Source organism: Streptomyces sp. VRA16 Mangrove soil, assembly GCF_017377775.1.
Taxonomy (GTDB): Bacteria; Actinomycetota; Actinomycetes; order Streptomycetales; family Streptomycetaceae; genus Streptomyces.
On record NZ_JAFVLN010000015.1, the window covers coordinates 36,147 to 52,352 of the forward strand.

Consider the following 16,206-nt stretch of genomic DNA (forward strand, 5'->3'; position numbering starts at 1 on the left):
CCCAATCGTGCACCGGTTGGGGGTACTTCCGTGTCCGGCTCCGGACGCCTCCGGCTGACCTGAACGGGTGGTCTTCGGAGTGTCTCAACTCCCTTGAATACCAAGGGTGTTCCTGGGGTACGCGAGCCCCGGCGGCGCTCCGGGCGGGGGTGTCGCCGAAGGGCCCAGGAGCCCCTTGTGGGGCGGGAGTTACCCCCTGCGGAGGCGACAACTCGCCCCAGATGGCACAATCTGTGCATGGACCACGACGGCCAACTCCAGCTGTACGCGGAAGTCGCGGACCAACTCAAGGAAGCGCACTCCCGAGTGCGTGCACTGCAAGTCCCGGAGGGCGTACGGATGGCGCTGACCCGGAAGCTGCTGGCCATTACGGCCGCGGCCAAACACGATCTCGCCGCTGCGGCAAGGCGTCTGGAGCGATTCAGCGCGGACCTCGACGACTTCGACGAGGGCTCCCGTTCTGAAGAGGAACTCTGAGACTGCCCAGTTCGTTGCGGCACAAGGGTGATTAGCCCGTTTCGTGTTTGATTTGCGGTATATATCTGCCTAACGTGCGAAAAAGCCGGGCCGAAAGAGATTCGCCCCGGCAATGTCTCCGAAGGGGAAGACGTGAACAAGGCGCAGCTCGTAGAAGCGATTGCCGACAAGGTGGGTGGCCGTCAGCAGGCCGCTGACGCCGTCGATGCCGTACTCGACGCCATCGTCCGTTCCGTGGTCGCCGGCGACCGCGTCTCGGTCACCGGCTTCGGTTCGTTCGAGAAGGTCGACCGTCCGGCCCGTTACGCCCGTAACCCGCAGACGGGTGAGCGCGTCCGGGTCAAGAAGACGTCGGTCCCGCGCTTCCGTGCGGGTCAGGGCTTCAAGGACCTCGTCGCGGGCTCGAAGAAGCTCCCGAAGAACGACGTCGCGGTCAAGAAGGCGCCCAAGGGCAGCCTGACCGGCGGTGCTTCGGCGACGGTCAAGAAGGCCGCGGCCAAGAAGACGACGGCGAAGAAGGCCGCCGCCAAGAAGGCCACGCCGGCGAAGAAGACCACCGCCGCTGCGAAGAAGACCACGGCCGCCGCCGCCAAGAAGGCGACCGCGAAGAAGACCACCGCCAAGAAGGCCACCGCCACGGCGAAGAAGACCACGGCGGCCGCGAAGAAGGCGGCTCCGGCCAAGAAGGCGGCCACCGCCAAGAAGGCCACCGCGAAGAAGACGGCGCCCGCCAAGAAGGCCACGGCCAAGAAGGCTCCCGCCAAGAAGTCGACCGCGCGCAAGACCACCGCCAAGAAGACCACCGCGCGCAAGAAGTAAGACCTTCTCGAAGGTCGCTCGCGCCGGCTTCTGCTGGTCTCTGTCGCCGTTTCGGGCGTATGCCCCGAGACTGCTCACGCGCCGGGCCGGGCTCCCCTCGGGGAGCCCGGCCCGCGGTGTGTTCGCGGCGGTGTCGCGGCGGTGCTGTGACAGGGAAGTCGACGGGGGAGGCGACGGGGGAGTTCAGAAGGTCTGCAGGGTCACGAGTGTGATCTCGCGCGCATCGCCCTCGCCCGTGACCTCGATACGCACCCGCTGACCGGGGCGGAGCAGGCGCAGGCCGCCCGCGTCGAAGGCGGGGGCGCTGAACGGCACCGGGGTGCCGTCGTCCAGAAGGACGCTGCCGGAGCGGGAATCGGGGTCGTACGTGTACGCGGTGGCCTGCATGCAGGCAGCGTACTCAGTCCGTGCCGGGTCCCGGGTCGTGCCGGGTTCCAGTCCGTGCCGGGTCCCGGGTCGTGCCGGGTTCCAGCGCGTGCCGGGTCTCAGTCCGTGCTGTGGTCCAGGAGGAGGAGTCCGGCCGTGGCCCGTGCCGTGTGCGGGCCGACGCCCAGGGCGAGCGCGGCGCGCAGGTCGCCGCCGGTGTCCACGTCCTGGCGGACCGAGTCGACGCCCGCGAGGGGGAGTTCCGCGGCGCCCGAGGCCCGGTGGCGGGCGCGGGAGGCCGTACCGAATGCGGGGAGCAATTCCGCGCCGGGGGCCGCGGACAAGAGAGTGGTGCCGATTCCGGCCGCATCGGGGAGAAATGCCCGGGGAAATGCGGCGGCCGACGCGAGAACGAGGGCCAATTCCGCGGGGCGCAGGGCGGGCAGATCGGCGTTCAGGGCCGCCACGGGGGCCTGCGGACGCGTGGCCCGTACAGCGGCCTCTCCGTGCGCGAGAGCGGCGTTGAGGCCCGCCTGAGGGGCGTCGGGGACGATCCGGGCGCCGAGCGCCGCCAGTTCGCGGCCGGCGCGGCCGTCGTCCGTGACGACCACCACATCTCGTACCGCCGTACAGGCCATGGCCGCGGCCACGGTGTCCTGGGCGAAAGCCAGGGCCAGATCGGGGCGCAGGGCGTCACCGGCCGCGGGGGCGAGCCTGCTTTTTGCCCGCACCAAGGGTTTCAGCGGTATCACCAGGGTCCACTGCACGCGCCTATTGTGACCTGTGCATGAGGTGACCTCGGACGGGCGGGCGTACGGTGTTCTCGACAGACCGGTGGCCCGGGGCGACACTTGTGCGGCCCGCCAGGCCCTGCCTGCAAGGTCCTAGAGGAAGGTGTCCGAGTGTCCCGCCGCAGAATCGGCTTCTGGTACCGCTTCGCTGCGGTCCTGTGCAAACCGCCACTGGTGGTTCTGTTCAAGCGGGACTGGCGCGGAATGGAGAACATTCCTGCCGACGGCGGCTTTATCACCGCGGTCAACCACAATTCGCATCTGGACCCGTTCCTGTACGCGCACTTTCAGTACAACACCGGACGAGTCCCGCGTTTCCTCGCCAAGCACGGCCTCTTCAAGAAGGGGTTCGTGGGCGCCGCGATGCGTGGCACCGGGCAGATTCCCGTCTATCGCGAGTCCACGAACGCGCTGAGCGCCTTCCGTGCCGCCATCGACGCCGTGGAGCGCGGTGAGTGCGTCGCCTTCTATCCCGAAGGAACGCTGACCCGCGATCCCCAACTGTGGCCGATGACCGGAAAGACGGGCGTCGCCCGCGTCGCCCTGCAGACGAAGTGCCCGGTGATTCCCGTCGGGCAGTGGGGCGCCACCGACGCACTGCCGCCGTATGCGAAGAAGCCGGACTTCTTCCCGCGCAAGACGCACCATGTGCTCGCCGGTGAACCTGTCGACTTGTCGGCGTACTACGACAAGGAGATCACTCCGGAACTCCTCAAGGAGGTGACCGAGGTCATCATGACCGCGATCACGGCCGAGGTGGAGGAACTGCGCGGTGAGACGGCCCCGCGGAAGCGTTACGACCCGCGCGAGGCCCGTATCGAGCAGCGCCGCAAGCTGCGGGGCGGCAACTCCGGGACCGATTCCGGGTCCGGGTCCGACTCCGGGGCTGGGTCCGGGGCCGATTCCGCTTCCGTGCAGAGCGAGGTCAGGTCGCAGGCGGACGGCGGGAGTTCGGCGTCCGGAGGCACCACCGAGGAGAGCGCCAAGTGACGACCCGACCCGTCAAGGCCGCCGTTTTCGGAACCGGCTCCTGGGGCACGGCGTTCGGCATGGTCCTCGCGGACGCGGGGTGCGACGTCACGCTGTGGGGCCGCCGTCCGGAACTCGCCGAAGCGGTCAACTCCACGCGTACGAACCCGGATTACCTGCCCGGCGTGGAACTCCCCGCGAACGTGCGGGCCACGTCCGACGCCGCCGAGGCCGCGGCCGACGCCGACTTCACGGTGCTCGCCGTGCCGTCGCAGACGCTGCGCGCCAACCTCGCCGACTGGACGCCGCTGCTCGCCCCCGACACCGTCCTCGTCTCGCTGATGAAGGGCGTCGAGCTCGGCTCGGCGATGCGCATGAGCGAGGTGATCCAGGACGTCACGAAGGTCGGCGAGGACCGGATCGCGGTCGTCACAGGACCCAACCTCGCGCGGGAGATCGCGGCACGCCAGCCGGCCGCCGCGGTCGTCGCCTGCCGCGACGAGGATGTGGCGCGGCGCCTCCAAGTCGCCTGCCACACCCCGTACTTCAGGCCGTACACCGAGAGCGACGTGGTCGGCTGCGAGCTCGGCGGCGCCGTCAAGAACGTCATCGGGCTCGCCGTCGGCATCGCGGACGGCATGGGCCTCGGCGACAACACGAAGGGCTCGCTCATCACGCGCGGGCTCGCGGAGACGATGCGGCTCGGCCTCGCGATGGGCGCGGACCCGCTCACCTTCTCCGGCCTCGCCGGGCTCGGAGACCTGGTGGCGACCTGCTCCTCGCCGCTGTCGCGCAACCACACCTTCGGCACCAACCTCGGCAAGGGCATGACGCTGGAGGAGACCATCGCGGTCACCAAGCAGACCGCCGAGGGCGTCAAGTCCTGCGAGTCGGTGCTGGCCCTCGCGCGCCGGCACGGGGTCGACATGCCGATCACGGAGACCGTCGTCGCGATCGTGCACGAGGGCAAGCCGCCGGTCGTCGCCGTGAAGGAGCTCATGTCGCGCTCCGCCAAGCCCGAGCGACGCTGAGCGACGGCCGGACGGCGGCTGAGTGACAGTGGCGCGGATCGGGCTCCGCGGGCGCTGACTCTCGTACTACCAGCAGGTACGCTCAACGCGATATGAGCAGCGAGAACCTCCCCCAGAGCCCCGTATCCGCCTCTGCGCGCGGGCAGAAGCCGCGTGTGGCCGTCGTCTTCGGTGGTCGCAGCTCCGAGCACGGCGTCTCCGTCGTCACGGCGGGTGCCGTGCTGCGTGCCATCGACCGCTCCAAGTACGACGTGCTGCCGATCGGCATCACGCGCGAGGGGCGTTGGGCGCTGACGGCGGACGACCCCGAGCGGATGGCGATCGCCGACCGCAAGGTGCCGGACGTCGACGATCTCGCCGAGTCGCCCGAGGGCGGCGTGGTGCTCCCGGTCGACCCGTCCACCCGCGAGGTCGTCTACAACGAGCCCGGCTCCGTGCCCAAGGCCCTCGGCGACGTCGACGTCGTCTTCCCGGTCCTGCACGGCCCGTACGGCGAGGACGGCACGATCCAGGGGCTCCTGGACCTGTCCGGGACGCCGTACGTGGGCTGTGGTGTGCTCTCCTCGGCCGTCGGCCAGGACAAGGAGTACATGAAGCGGATCTTCACCTCCTTCGGCCTGAAGGTCGGTCCGTACGTGGTGGTCCGCCCGCGCGAGTGGGAGCGGGACCAGGAAGGCGCCCGGCGGCGCATCGCCGACTTCGTGGGCGAGCACGGCTGGCCGCTGTTCGTGAAGCCCGCGCGGGCCGGTTCGTCGATCGGCATCACCAAGGTCGACTCCTTCGACGGGCTCGACGAGGCGATGGAGACGGCGCGCGTCCACGACCCGAAGGTCATCGTCGAGGCGGGCATCGTCGGGCGCGAGATCGAGTGCGGCGTCCTGGAGTTCGAGGACGGGCCGCGCGCCTCGGTGCCGGCCGAGATCCCGCCGGTGCAGGCCCACGACTTCTACGACTTCGAGGCCAAGTACATCGACTCGGCGGACGGTATCGTGCCCGCCCCGCTGACCGACGAGCAGACGGCCGAGGTGCAGCGGCTCGCCGTCGCGGCCTTCGAGGCCGTGTCCTGCGAGGGCATCGTGCGCGCGGACTTCTTCCTCACCGAGGACGGCGAGTTCGTGATCAACGAGATCAACACCCTGCCCGGCTTCACGCCCATCTCGATGTACCCGCGGATGTGGCAGGAGAGCGGCGTCAGCTACCCGGAGCTGATCGACCAGCTGCTGCAGGCGGCACTGCGCCGCTCCACGGGTCTGCGGTAGGACTCCTCCCTGCCCTTCGCTTCCCCGGAGGGCAGGCCGGGCCCCCACAGGGGCCATCCCCACAGGGGGCACGCCCACAGGGGGCACGCCCACCGGGGGCACGCCCTGACAGGTTCTAGTCGGCGATCCCCTTGGGGATCGCCTTCTTGATGGGCTTGGCCAGATCGACCAGGGGGCCGGCGCCGACCTTGGCCACCAGATCCTTGGGAATCGTCACCTCGACGTAGGCGAGGCGGCTGCCCGTCGTCATCTGCTGCGCACCGCTGTCGAGTTCCTCGACGATCCACTCCACACCGTCGACGGTCGCCGGGTTGCTGTCGGCCTTGGCCGCCGCGTCGGGCCACGGCACGCCGCAGCGCAGTATGATCGCGGGGCTTCCCCATGCCGCGGTGAGCTCGGAACTCGGTTCGGGATCGTTGCGCTCAAGTCCGTCGACCTTCTGCGGCAGCACCTTGTCCAGGTTCCGGCACAGCTTCGTGACGGACGCCTTCGGTGTGGGAACCGCAGCCTTGGGAGCGTCGTCCGTTGCAGAACAACCCGCTGCCGAGGCGATCAGCACGGACAGCGCGGGCAACCCGATGACGAAACGGCGCCGGTGACGGAAAGAGTTCACCGGCACAGGGTAGACGGGGGCTACAAGTGGACGACCGGGCAGGTCAGGGTGCGCGTGATGCCGTCCACCTGCTGGACCTTGGCGACCACCATGCGACCGAGTTCGTCGACGGTGTCCGCTTGCGCGCGCACGATCACGTCGTAGGGGCCGGTGACGTCCTCGGCCTGGATGACTCCTTGAATCTTTCCGATCAGCTCGGCGACGGTCGACGCCTTGCCTACTTCGGTCTGGATCAGGATGTACGCCTGTACCACGGAACCTCCAGGGCGGCCACGAGGATCATGTGGGGAGAAGGGACGCCACGGTATCGCGTCGCCGCTCGTCGCGGGGAGACCCGGGGTGGCTGTGGCGCACTCGGCGACCACCGGCCGAGCACGCGTGCGAGCGCATGTGGGTCCACAGCGGGGCCCATGCGCAGGTCCGTCGATGGGTTCACGGGCGCACCCGTGACAAAAACCGTACCCATGACCCGGACGGCCCGCGACCGCGCGCGATCGGGGGATGCGGGCGAGGGCGACGTCGTCGCTTGTGCGGGTGCGGGTGCGGGTGCGGGTGCGGGTGCGGGTGCGGGTGTGGACGTGGGTGTGAGTGTGGGCGTGGGTGTGGATGCGGTCGACGGTGTTCCCGGGGACGACGTCGCCGGGGAGCGGGACCGGTTGTCGCAGGGGTGCCCGGAGCAGGTGCGGGCGGGTGCGGGCGGTGTGCGGACCCCTGTCGCGGGAGCGGTCGCCGCGGGGGTGGTCGGTGCGAGGACGGGTGGTGCGAAGACAGTCGGTGCGAGGACGGTCGGTGCAGGGGTGGCCGTCGCAAGGATGGGCGTTGTAGGGATACTCCGGGACGGTGAGCGGGCCGGGGCACAGCCGGACCGGGACCGGAAACCGGTCGGCCGGGAACCGGTCGGAACAGAAAGGGCAGCACGCGCATGAAGGGCACTGTCGGCGAGCTGGGGGAGTTCGGCCTCATCAGAGAGCTGACCTCCCGGCTCACCACCACTCCGGCCGTACGGATCGGCCCGGGGGACGACGCCGCCGTGGTCGCGGCGCCGGACCGCAGGGTCGTGGCCAGTACGGACGTCCTGCTGGAGAACCGGCACTTCAGGCGCGACTGGTCCACGGCGTACGACGTCGGCCGCAAGGCCGCCGCGCAGAACCTCGCCGACATCGCCGCCATGGGCGCCGTGCCCACCGCGCTGCTGCTCGGCCTCGTGGTGCCCGCGGAACTCCCCGCCTCCTGGCCCTCGGAACTGATGGACGGGCTGCGCGACGAGTGCCAGGTCGCCGGCGCCGCCGTGGTCGGCGGCGATGTGGTGCGCGGTGACACGATCACCATCGCCATCACCGCCCTCGGAGACCTACGCAACCACGAGCCGGTGACCCGCGCCGGCGCCCAGCCCGGTGACGTCGTCGCCGTCACCGGCTGGCTCGGCTGGTCCGCGGCCGGGTACGCCGTGCTCTCCCGGGGCTTCCGCTCGCCGCGCGCCTTCGTGGAGGCGCACCGCAGGCCCGAGCCGCCGTACCACGCGGGCCCCGCCGCGGCCGGGCTCGGCGCCACCGCCATGTGCGACGTGAGCGACGGGCTCATCGCCGACCTGGGCCACATCGCCGAGGCCAGCAAGGTCCGGATCGACATCAAGTCCGGCAAGGTCGACGTGCCCTCCCAGATGAACGACATCGGGCAGGCCGTCGGCGTCGACCCGCTCCAGTGGGTGCTGACCGGGGGAGAGGACCACGCGATCGTGGCCACCTTCCCGCCCGACGTGAAGCTGCCGGCCCGCTGGAAGGTGATCGGCGAGGTGCTCAATCCCTCGGCCCTGCCCCAGGTCACCGTCGACGGCGCCCCCTGGACCAGCAAGGGAGGCTGGGACCACTTCGGGGACGGCCTTTCCGACGGGGAGATCGAGGCGTGAGCGGCGCCGCCCCGGTCAGGGTGCTGACCGTCGCCGGGTCCGACTCCGGGGGCGGCGCGGGGATCCAGGCTGACCTCAAGACCATGCTGGCGCTCGGCACGCACGGCATGAGCGTCGTCACCGCCGTCACCGCGCAGAACTCCCTCGGTGTGCAAGGGGCTTGGGAGCTGCCGGTGGAAGCGGTGCGCGCCCAGTACCGCAGTGTCGTCGACGACATCGGCGTGCAGGCCGTCAAGACGGGGATGCTCTCCTCGCCCGAACTCGTGGAGTGCGTGGCCGAGTTGCTCGCCGGGACCGAGGCCCCTGTCGTGATCGACCCGGTCGGCGTGTCCAAGCACGGGGACACGCTGCTTGCCGCCTCGGCCCTGGACGCCGTCCGCACCAAGCTGCTGCCCACCGCCACGGTCGCGACCCCGAACCTCGACGAGGTGGCCCAACTCACCGGCGTCCAGGTCGAGTCGGAGGCCGACATGCGCAGGGCCGCGACGGCCGTGCTCGCCTTCGGTCCGCGATGGGTGGTCATCAAGGGCGGTCATCTGAACTCCAGCTCTGGTCGAGATGGGCAGGGCGGTCTGGGTGGGCATGACGGTTCGGGTGGTCTGGGCGGTCCGGATGGGAATGACGGCCCGGGTAGTCCTGGTGGTCCGGGTGGGCATGACGGCCCGGGTGGTCCTGGCGGTCCGGGTGGTCACGAGGGGCAGGGCGGGTATGGCTTCTCCTCCGGTTCGGCGGGCGGTTCCGTGGAGGCCGTGGATCTGCTCACGGACGGGTCCGAGGAGCACTGGCTGCGCGCCCCGCGCCACGACAACCGGCACACGCACGGCACGGGCTGCACTCTCGCCTCCGCGATCGCGGCGCAGTTGGCAAAGGGGCAGTCGGTGCCCGAGGCCGTACGGGCGGCGAAGGAGTACGTGACCGGGGCGATCGCCGCCGGGTTCGCGCTGGGTGGCGGCATCGGGCCCGTGGATCACGGCTGGCGGTTCGTGTCGGCGGAGGATGCCGCTTCCCCGGCCAGGTCGTAGTCCTTCAGCGTCAGATTGCTCGCGGCCTTCTCGGTGAGGCGCTTGAAGAAGCCCGCCAGGAAGCGTGAGCTGAGCATCCGGTACGCGCGGTCGCGGCTGCGGATCTTCTTCTCCGTCGGTGGGGCGAAGAACGGGCCCGCGTTCCCGGATATCTTCTGGCAGCCCTTCGCGTACTTCGTGATCTCCGCCTCGAAGCCCGCGAACGCGGTGCGGTGGTCACCCCGCGCCGCCACCAGCTCACCCGCCAGGACGTACGCCGACACCAGTGCCGTACCGGTGCCTATGCCGCCCATGGTGGCGCCGTATCCCGCGTCGCCGAGCAGCACCACACGGCCCTTGGAGAGCCGGTCGACGTGGATCTGGGCGATCGCGTCGAAGTACAGGTCCTCCGCGGCGTCGAGGGCGGCGGTCATCTCCTCGACGTGCGGCCAGGCCATGCCCCGCAGTTTGTCGGCCACGATCTTCTTCTGCTGGGCCAGGTCCTTGCGGTCGTACGTGAGCTGCTCCGACTCGAAGACGACGCCCGCGCCGGCCCGCTCGGGGTCGCCGTCGTAGTTGCTGATCATCGCGGTGCGGCCGGGCTCGGTGTACAGCCGGGCCGTGCGGTCCAGGCCCAGGTGGTTGGGCATGTCGAACCCGGCGACGTAGTAGCCGAAGAAGCGCAGGTACTGCGCCTCGTCGCCAAAGGCGAGCCGGCGGGTGTTCGAGTGCAGTCCGTCCGCGCCGACGACGAGGTCGAAGGTGCGGGAGGGGCCGCGGTCGAAAGTGACGTCGACGCCCGTGCCGGTCTCGGTGAGCGAGGCGATCGAGTCGCCGAAGACGTACTCGACGGTGTCCTTCGTGCGCTCGTACAGGAGCTTGGAGAGGTCGCCGCGGAACACCTCGATGTCGCCGCTCATCAGATACGCGGGCAGGTCCACGCGGTCGGTGTCGTCCACGTTCACGATCGTCTGGCGACCCATGTCGGTCTGGATCCGGTGCAGGTCCTCCCAGATGCCCATGCGGCCCAGCACCGTGCGGTGGACGTGGCCGCGGAAGTCGACGGCGAAACCGCCCTCGCGCAGGGCCGGTGCCTTCTCGACGACGGTGACGCGGGCGCCCTGGCGGGAGAGCCAGAAGGCGATCGCGGGTCCGGCGATGCTGGCGCCGGAGACCAGGACGTCGAGGTGGGCGAGCGAGTCGGCGCCAGTGGTCTCGGTGGCGGTGGCGGTGGCGGTGGCGGTGTCGGTCGCGGTGGTGTCGGTGTGCGTCTGCTTCGTCATGGCAGTGAGCTTGCGGCCGGGCGCTTACCGTTCGCTGACCACTCCCTGACCGTGGCTTACCGCCCGCTGACCGCGCCACGTTCGTGCAGGTGAGAGCAGGTGAGAGCAGGTGAGAGCAGGTGAGAGCAGGCGAGAGCGGGCGAGAACCGGGGCGGGCCGCAGAGAGCCGGGGGCCGTCGGCCGGCTCACGGACCCGTGATAGCCGCCTCGCGGAGGGTCCCGCCCAGCTCGAAGGCCTTCTTGAACACCTCGGGCGCCAGCATCCGCCGGAGCCGTTGTTCGAGCGGAGTGACGTCCGGGTCGTCCTCGATCAGCCGGCCGCGCAGTGCCGATGCCGCGCCGAGCAGGAGCGCCGCCTGCTCGAGCTCCTCGGCCCGGGACGCCAACGCCTCGGCCACCACCGCGAGTTCGAGCCCCAGCGGTGCGTCGCCCGTGGAGAGGATGCGGGCCTGCCGGAACCAGTCGTCGGCTTCCTCCGTACGCCCCTCGGCGAGCGCCGTGCGTCCCAGGCCGAGGAAGACGTGCACCGTCTGACCCACGCTGTACCAGGACCGGGCGCTCGTCTCCAGCGCCGTCTCGTAGTGCTCCCGCGCACGGGCCCGGTCGCCGGCGAGCCGGGCCGCGTCGCCCATGCCCCAGTAGGCGCCCGCCATCTTCTCGGGGGCGCCCGCGGCGCGGGCGAGTTCGCAGGCCCGGGTGAAATCGGCGGTCGCCTCCTCGTAGCGCCGGCTGCGCAGCAGCACGGTGCCGCGCCTGCACAGCAGGTCGGCGGTCTCCTCCGGCGCCGCCAGCTCCCGCACATGGCCGAGCGCCTCGTCGAGAAGTTCCAGCGCGCGCGTCCGCTCCCCGCGCCAGTCAGCGAACATGCCCAGCTGATCCAGGGAGTTGGCCATGCCCCAGCGGTCCCCGGCCTCCCGGAAACCCGCCAGAGCCTCGGTGAACAGCGCCTCCGACGCGGCGGGACGACCCGCGAACTGCTCCTGGAACCCGAGTCCGACGCTGAGCAGCGCCCGGCCCCACGGGTCGTCGCCGACCTGGGCGCGCACCCGCTCGTCCCGCGACCGCTCGGGGCCGACCGCCAACGTCCACAGCACCACGGTGAAGGGAAGGCGCAACTGTCGGTCGATCGTGGCCAGGACGAGGTCCGCGCGCGCGAGCCGGGCCTCGTCCTCGTCCGCCGCCTGGGACATCACGGAGTTCAGGCCGCACAGCGCGTACTCCTCCTCCAGGCCGGGCGGCGGCGTCGGACCCACGGCGTCGAGCAGCTCGCGGGCCAGGGGCACCCGCTCGCCCGCGAGGCCGTGCAGCCGCCAGAACCACGACAGAGCGGCCATCAGGCGCAGCCCGTCCCGGGGCGCGGCCTCGATGAGGTGGCGCAGGGCCGCATCCAGATTGCCCTGCTCGGCGGAGAGCCGTGCCAGCCAGGGGAGCTGGCCATGGCTGCGCAGCTGCGGCTCGGCCTCTTCCGCGAGGCGCAGGAAGTAGGCGGCGTGCCTGTCCCGCAGCTCCGTGAGGACGTCGTCCGGCAACTGCTCCGCGCAGAAGGCGCGAATCGTCTCCAGCATCCGATAGCGACCGTCGGCCGCCTCCAGGAACGACTTCTCGGTGAGCGAGGCGAGCAGGTCCTCCGGGTACGGGATGCCGCACACCCGCTCCACCGCCTCCAGCGTCGCGGCGCCGGACACACCGCTGCCGGCGAACACCGTCATCCGGCACGCCAGGTCGCGCTCCTCGTCGTCGAGCAGCTCCCAGCTCCACTCGACGACGGCCCGCAGCGTGCGGTGCCGCGGCGCCTTCGTGCGGTCCCCGCGTGACAGGACACGGAACCGGTCGCCGAGCCGTTCCGCCAGCTCCTCGACCGTGAGCGTGCGCAGCCGTGCCGCGGCCAGCTCGATCGCGAGGGGCAGCCCGTCGAGGGCGGCGCAGATGCCGTCGATCGCCGCCACGGGCGCGTGGTCGTGCGTCTCGAAGTCCGGCCGCACGGCCGCCGCCCGGTCCCGGAACAGCTGGGCCGCCGGGCCTGCGGCGAGCGGGGGCACCGGGCACAGCACCTCGCCGGTGATGCCGAGCCCCTCCCGGCTCGTCGCCAGGATCCGCAGGCCGGGGCAGGTGGCCAGCAGGAGGCCCGCCACCTTGGCCGCGTCGTTGATCACATGCTCACAGTTGTCGAGCACCAGCAGCAGCTCACGGCTCTCCAGCGCGGCTACGAGACGCTCCGTGGCGTCCGAACCCTGGGATCCGCGCAGCCCTTCGCGCGCACCGAGCGCGGTGAGGATCGCGTACGGGATCCTGGCCCCCTCGGTGAGGGGAGCCAGCTCCACATAACAGACGTCCGAGCGGGAGCGGGCCGCCTCGACGCCGAGCCGGGTCTTGCCCGCGCCACCGGGGCCGGTCAGGGTCACCAGTCGCGCCTCGGTGAGAAGCCCGTCGATCCTGGTCAGCTCGTCGGCCCGGCCCACGAAACGGGTCAGCTGGGCGGGCACCCCGTGCTGCCGCCTGGGCTCCTGGCCCTGCAACAGCTCCAGGTGAAGCGCCGAGAGCTCCGCTGACGGATCGACTCCCAGCTCGTCGGCCAGCGTGTGCCGCGCCTCTTCGTAGACCTGCAGCGCCTCGGCGGACCGGCCGGCCGTATGCAGCGCGCGCATCAGCAGGCCGTACAGGCGCTCACTGAGGGGATGCAGCGCGAGCAGCTGCCGCACCTCCGCGATCAGGTCCGCGCCGCCGCCCAGGGCCAGGTCCGCCTCGATCCGGTCCTGCGCGGCACCGAGCCGCAGCTCGTCCAGGCGCGGCAGGTCGGCGGGGGCCGGGCCGCGCCACAGGCCGAGGCCCTCGCGCAGCAGGGCGCGGGCGCGCGCAGGGTCTCCGTCGGTCAGCGCCTGCCTGCCCTCGCGGGCCAGCCGCTCGAAGCGGTGCAGATCCACGCCGTCCGGATCCACCGCGAGGCGATATCCCGCGGGACCTGCCTCGATCTCCAGGTCCAGGCGCTTGCGCAGCCGTGAGATCTGCGACTGCAGTGCGTTCGCCGCACCGGCCGGTGGATTCTCGCCGTACAGGCCGTCGATCAGGCGCTCCGCCGAGACGGTCCGGCCCGCGTCCAGGAGCAGCAGGGTCAGCAGGGCGCGCGGCCGCGGCCCTCCGGGATCCAGAGGGCTGCCGTCATGGGCCCGTACGTCGAGAGGGCCGAGGATGCCGAACCGCATGCGCAGAGTCTGGCAGCCGCCACTGACAGTCGTGGACGGGATGGCGGATACGACGGTTACGGGTGATGTGGGGGATGAGGGCGAGACGGACGCGGTGGACGCGGCGGATCTTTCCTGGTCCGTGGGCCCGTCCCGGAAAACGAAGAAGCCGGTCCCCGAGGGGACCGGCTTCTTCAAGCAACCAGCGAGGTGGCCGCGCTACGCGTAACGTCAGCGCGAGACCTTGCCGGCCTTGATGCACGAGGTGCAGACGTTGAGCCGCTTCGGCGTCCGCCCGACCACGGCACGCACACGCTGGATGTTCGGGTTCCAGCGTCGAGACGTACGGCGGTGCGAGTGCGAAATGTTGTTGCCGAAGCCCGGCCCCTTGCCGCAGACGTCGCAGTTGGCAGCCACGGGTCACTCCAAAGACTTCAGATGCACTTACGGTTAATCCCGGCATGCCGGGATCGAGATCGAAAGGGATCTGAGTGGCGGTGCCAGGGGACGGCCCGATGGATATCGGGCAACCGGAGCAGCATACAACGGCTGCTTCGGTACAACGAAACTACCATGGTTGACCGGTCCGCTGCCCCGGGCCCCCGACCGGGCCCTCTTCCCGGGCGGCGCCGCGGCGGGGTCTACTCTGCGTGCCAGTCCCGCTGCTCAAAGGAGGCGCAGTGCCGCAGGTGCCGCAGGTGCGACACGTACTCGACGTAGCCGCGATGCGCGCCTGGTGCTCACTGGCCCTGGAAGCACTGGGCAGAGAGCGGGCGGAGATCGACGCGATCAACGTCTATCCCGTGGCCGACGGGGACACCGGCACCAACCTGTACCTGACCGTGGAGTCCGCGCACCAGGCGGTCGAGGCAGTCTTCGCCGGGCTGGAACCCGCGACGCCCGCGCTCCCAGAAGTGATGCGTGCCATGGCGCACGGCGCCCTCATCGGGGCCCGGGGGAACTCCGGAACGATCCTCGCCCAGCTGCTGCGCGGGATGTCTCAGGTGCTCGCCGACGACCGGATCCGTGACGCGGATCACGACGGTCCGGCCGACGGGGAGGCCCTGCGTCTCGCCCTGCGACGGGCCGCGGAATCCGCGCGTGAGGCCGTCGCCCACCCCGTGGAGGGCACCGTCCTCACGGTCGCGACGGCGGCCGCGGACGCCGCGACCGGCGTCGACGGCGACTGCGGGGACGTGGCACGGGCCGCCTACGAAGGCGCTTGTACGGCGCTCGCCGCGACACCGGGCCAGCTCGCGGTCCTAGGCAGCGCCGGGGTCGTGGACGCCGGCGGACGGGGGCTCGTGGCCGTGCTGGGGGCACTGAGCCAGGCCGTCTCCGGTGACGCCGTGCCCGTACGACAGCAGCAGCCGCGGCAGATGGACGGGTACGCGCGCGTGGACGCCGTCCCCGCCAACGCCCTCCTTGAATGCTCCGAGGAGCACGGCGTCGCGGGACCCGCCTTCGAAGTCATCTATCTGCTGGAAGCCGACGACCGGGCCGTGGCCCGGCTGCGGACCCGGCTCGACGCCCTGGGGGACTCCCTGGTCGTCGTCGGCGGGGACGGGCTGTGGAACGTGCACGTCCATGTGGACGACGCGGGCGCGGCCGTCGAAGCGGGCGTGGAGGCCGGGCGGCCCTATCGCATCCGCATCACCCACTTCGGGCTCGGCGACGTGCACGCCTCCCGCGGCTCCGCGCCGCCCCGTGAGCGTGCGCAGCGGGCCGTCGTCGCGGTCGTGCCCGGCGACGGGCTCGCGGGCCTGTATGCGGAGGCGGGCGCGACGACCGTTCCCGACCGTCCGGGGGAGCCGCCCGCCAGTGGCGAGCTGGTCGACGCGATCCGGCGCGCGCACGCGCGTGAGGTGGTGCTACTGCCGAACGACGCCGAGCTGCGGCACACTGCCGCCGCGGCCGCCGAGCAGGCCCGGTCCGAGGGCGTACGCGTCGCGCTCATTCCCACCCGGTCCGCCGTCCAGGGCATCGCCGCGCTCGCCGTGCACGAGCCCGATCGGCGCTTCGACGAGGACGTCGTCGCCATGACCTCGGCCGCGGGTGCGACACGCTATGCCGAGCTGGCCGTCGCCGAGCGGCAGTCGTGGACCATGGCCGGCATCTGCCAGGCCGGGGACGTTCTCGGGCTCATCGACGGGGACGTGGCCGTGATCGGGAGCGCGGTGCCGGAGACCGCCCGGACCGTGCTCGACCGGATGCTCGCCGCGGGGGGTGAGCTGGTCACGCTCGTCCTGGGGGACGAGGTGCCCGACGAGGTCGCGGACGGGCTCGAGCGGCACGTCCGCGAGGCTCATCTCGCGGTGGACACCGTGGTGTACCGGGGTGGCCGGCAGTCGGCGTTGCTGCTGATCGGGGTCGAGTAGAGCCGGAGCCGCGCCGTGGGCGGGGGCCTGCGGGAGCGCCTGCCCGGCGCCGTGGTGCCGCCTTGCCCACCCTGCCGCCCCAGGCGGCAGATTGCCCAAGGCGGCGCGGCAGCCGACCGGCGGCAGATTGCCCA

15 protein-coding genes are annotated in these 16,206 nt (G+C 71.3%); 8 read left to right on the forward strand and 7 right to left on the reverse strand.

The window, feature by feature from the left end; all coding sequences use genetic code 11:
* Positions 1-237: 237 nt before the first annotated feature.
* Complete coding sequence (locus J3486_RS32190; RefSeq protein WP_207826727.1) at positions 238-477, forward strand: hypothetical protein; 240 nt, start codon at positions 238-240, stop codon at positions 475-477.
* A 132-nt stretch (positions 478-609) separates the two neighbouring features.
* The gene (locus J3486_RS32195) at positions 610-1,296 is read left to right on the forward strand and encodes an HU family DNA-binding protein (RefSeq protein WP_207826729.1); all 687 of its coding nucleotides are present in this window, start codon (positions 610-612) and stop codon (positions 1,294-1,296) included.
* A 183-nt stretch (positions 1,297-1,479) separates the two neighbouring features.
* Here the strand turns inward: J3486_RS32195 and J3486_RS32200 are convergent, their stop codons facing one another.
* Both J3486_RS32200 and cofC read right to left on the reverse strand, forming a co-directional pair.
* Positions 1,480-1,683, reverse strand: a complete 204-nt coding sequence (locus J3486_RS32200) for a hypothetical protein (protein ID WP_207826731.1) — start codon at positions 1,681-1,683, stop codon at positions 1,480-1,482.
* Positions 1,684-1,781: 98 nt separating this feature from the next.
* Entirely contained in the window at positions 1,782-2,429 is a 648-nt protein-coding gene (gene cofC / locus J3486_RS32205; RefSeq protein WP_207826733.1) for a 2-phospho-L-lactate guanylyltransferase, read from the reverse strand.
* A 135-nt stretch (positions 2,430-2,564) separates the two neighbouring features.
* Between cofC and J3486_RS32210 the strand changes: the two genes are divergently transcribed.
* The 3 genes from J3486_RS32210 (at position 2,565) to J3486_RS32220 (ending at position 5,712) form a co-directional block, all read left to right on the forward strand.
* Positions 2,565-3,443, forward strand: a complete 879-nt coding sequence (locus J3486_RS32210; RefSeq protein ID WP_207826735.1) for a 1-acyl-sn-glycerol-3-phosphate acyltransferase — start codon at positions 2,565-2,567, stop codon at positions 3,441-3,443.
* The gene (locus J3486_RS32215; protein WP_207826737.1) at positions 3,440-4,453 is read left to right on the forward strand and encodes an NAD(P)H-dependent glycerol-3-phosphate dehydrogenase; all 1,014 of its coding nucleotides are present in this window, start codon (positions 3,440-3,442) and stop codon (positions 4,451-4,453) included. Before J3486_RS32210 ends, J3486_RS32215 begins: the two co-directional genes overlap by 4 nt.
* 92 nt (positions 4,454-4,545) lie before the next feature.
* On the forward strand, positions 4,546-5,712 hold the full coding sequence (locus J3486_RS32220) for a D-alanine--D-alanine ligase family protein (RefSeq protein WP_207826739.1): 1,167 nt from the start codon (positions 4,546-4,548) through the stop codon (positions 5,710-5,712).
* A 115-nt stretch (positions 5,713-5,827) separates the two neighbouring features.
* Here the strand turns inward: J3486_RS32220 and J3486_RS32225 are convergent, their stop codons facing one another.
* Together J3486_RS32225 and J3486_RS32230 are read right to left on the reverse strand one after the other, a co-directional pair.
* The gene (locus tag J3486_RS32225; protein ID WP_207826741.1) at positions 5,828-6,325 is read right to left on the reverse strand and encodes a DUF3515 domain-containing protein; all 498 of its coding nucleotides are present in this window, start codon (positions 6,323-6,325) and stop codon (positions 5,828-5,830) included.
* Positions 6,326-6,345: 20 nt separating this feature from the next.
* Positions 6,346-6,579 carry an Lrp/AsnC ligand binding domain-containing protein gene (locus tag J3486_RS32230; RefSeq protein ID WP_207826743.1) on the reverse strand — a complete coding sequence of 78 codons (234 nt, stop codon included), beginning with the start codon at positions 6,577-6,579 and terminating at the stop codon, positions 6,346-6,348.
* A 668-nt stretch (positions 6,580-7,247) separates the two neighbouring features.
* Between J3486_RS32230 and J3486_RS32235 the strand changes: the two genes are divergently transcribed.
* Both J3486_RS32235 and thiD read left to right on the forward strand, forming a co-directional pair.
* The gene (locus tag J3486_RS32235; RefSeq protein WP_207826745.1) at positions 7,248-8,231 is read left to right on the forward strand and encodes a thiamine-phosphate kinase; all 984 of its coding nucleotides are present in this window, start codon (positions 7,248-7,250) and stop codon (positions 8,229-8,231) included.
* Positions 8,228-9,253 carry a bifunctional hydroxymethylpyrimidine kinase/phosphomethylpyrimidine kinase gene (gene thiD, locus J3486_RS32240; RefSeq protein WP_307805023.1) on the forward strand — a complete coding sequence of 342 codons (1,026 nt, stop codon included), beginning with the start codon at positions 8,228-8,230 and terminating at the stop codon, positions 9,251-9,253. Before J3486_RS32235 ends, thiD begins: the two co-directional genes overlap by 4 nt.
* Here thiD and J3486_RS32245 read toward each other — a convergent pair.
* The 3 genes from J3486_RS32245 to rpmB all read right to left on the reverse strand — a co-directional run bounded on the left by J3486_RS32245 (position 9,199) and on the right by rpmB (position 14,111).
* A complete protein-coding gene (locus J3486_RS32245; RefSeq protein ID WP_229378955.1) occupies positions 9,199-10,515 on the reverse strand; it encodes an FAD-dependent monooxygenase in 1,317 nt (438 codons plus the stop codon). The genes thiD and J3486_RS32245 overlap by 55 nt on opposite strands.
* Positions 10,516-10,700: 185 nt before the next feature.
* On the reverse strand, positions 10,701-13,715 hold the full coding sequence (locus J3486_RS32250; RefSeq protein WP_207826747.1) for a BTAD domain-containing putative transcriptional regulator: 3,015 nt from the start codon (positions 13,713-13,715) through the stop codon (positions 10,701-10,703).
* Positions 13,716-13,925: 210 nt separating this feature from the next.
* Positions 13,926-14,111 (reverse strand): 50S ribosomal protein L28, encoded by a 186-nt coding sequence (gene rpmB, locus J3486_RS32255; RefSeq protein ID WP_003957616.1) that lies wholly within the window; start codon positions 14,109-14,111, stop codon positions 13,926-13,928.
* Between the two features lie 263 nt (positions 14,112-14,374).
* On the opposite strand from rpmB, the gene J3486_RS32260 reads away from it, so the two are divergent.
* On the forward strand, positions 14,375-16,072 hold the full coding sequence (locus J3486_RS32260) for a DAK2 domain-containing protein (protein ID WP_207826749.1): 1,698 nt from the start codon (positions 14,375-14,377) through the stop codon (positions 16,070-16,072).
* The last annotated feature ends 134 nt before the right edge of the window (positions 16,073-16,206 follow it).

Bases quoted from the DNA above. Each gene is read 5' to 3' on its own strand.
- J3486_RS32200 (WP_207826731.1), bottom strand. From the start codon at position 1,683: ATGCAGGCCACCGCGTACACGTACGACCCCGATTCCCGCTCCGGCAGC.
- J3486_RS32245 (WP_229378955.1), bottom strand. From the start codon at position 10,515: ATGACGAAGCAGACGCACACCGACACCACCGCGACCGACACCGCCACC.
- J3486_RS32235 (WP_207826745.1), top strand. From the start codon at position 7,248: ATGAAGGGCACTGTCGGCGAGCTGGGGGAGTTCGGCCTCATCAGAGAG.
- J3486_RS32220 (WP_207826739.1), top strand. From the start codon at position 4,546: ATGAGCAGCGAGAACCTCCCCCAGAGCCCCGTATCCGCCTCTGCGCGC.
- J3486_RS32190 (WP_207826727.1), top strand. From the start codon at position 238: ATGGACCACGACGGCCAACTCCAGCTGTACGCGGAAGTCGCGGACCAA.
- J3486_RS32250 (WP_207826747.1), bottom strand. From the start codon at position 13,715: ATGCGGTTCGGCATCCTCGGCCCTCTCGACGTACGGGCCCATGACGGC.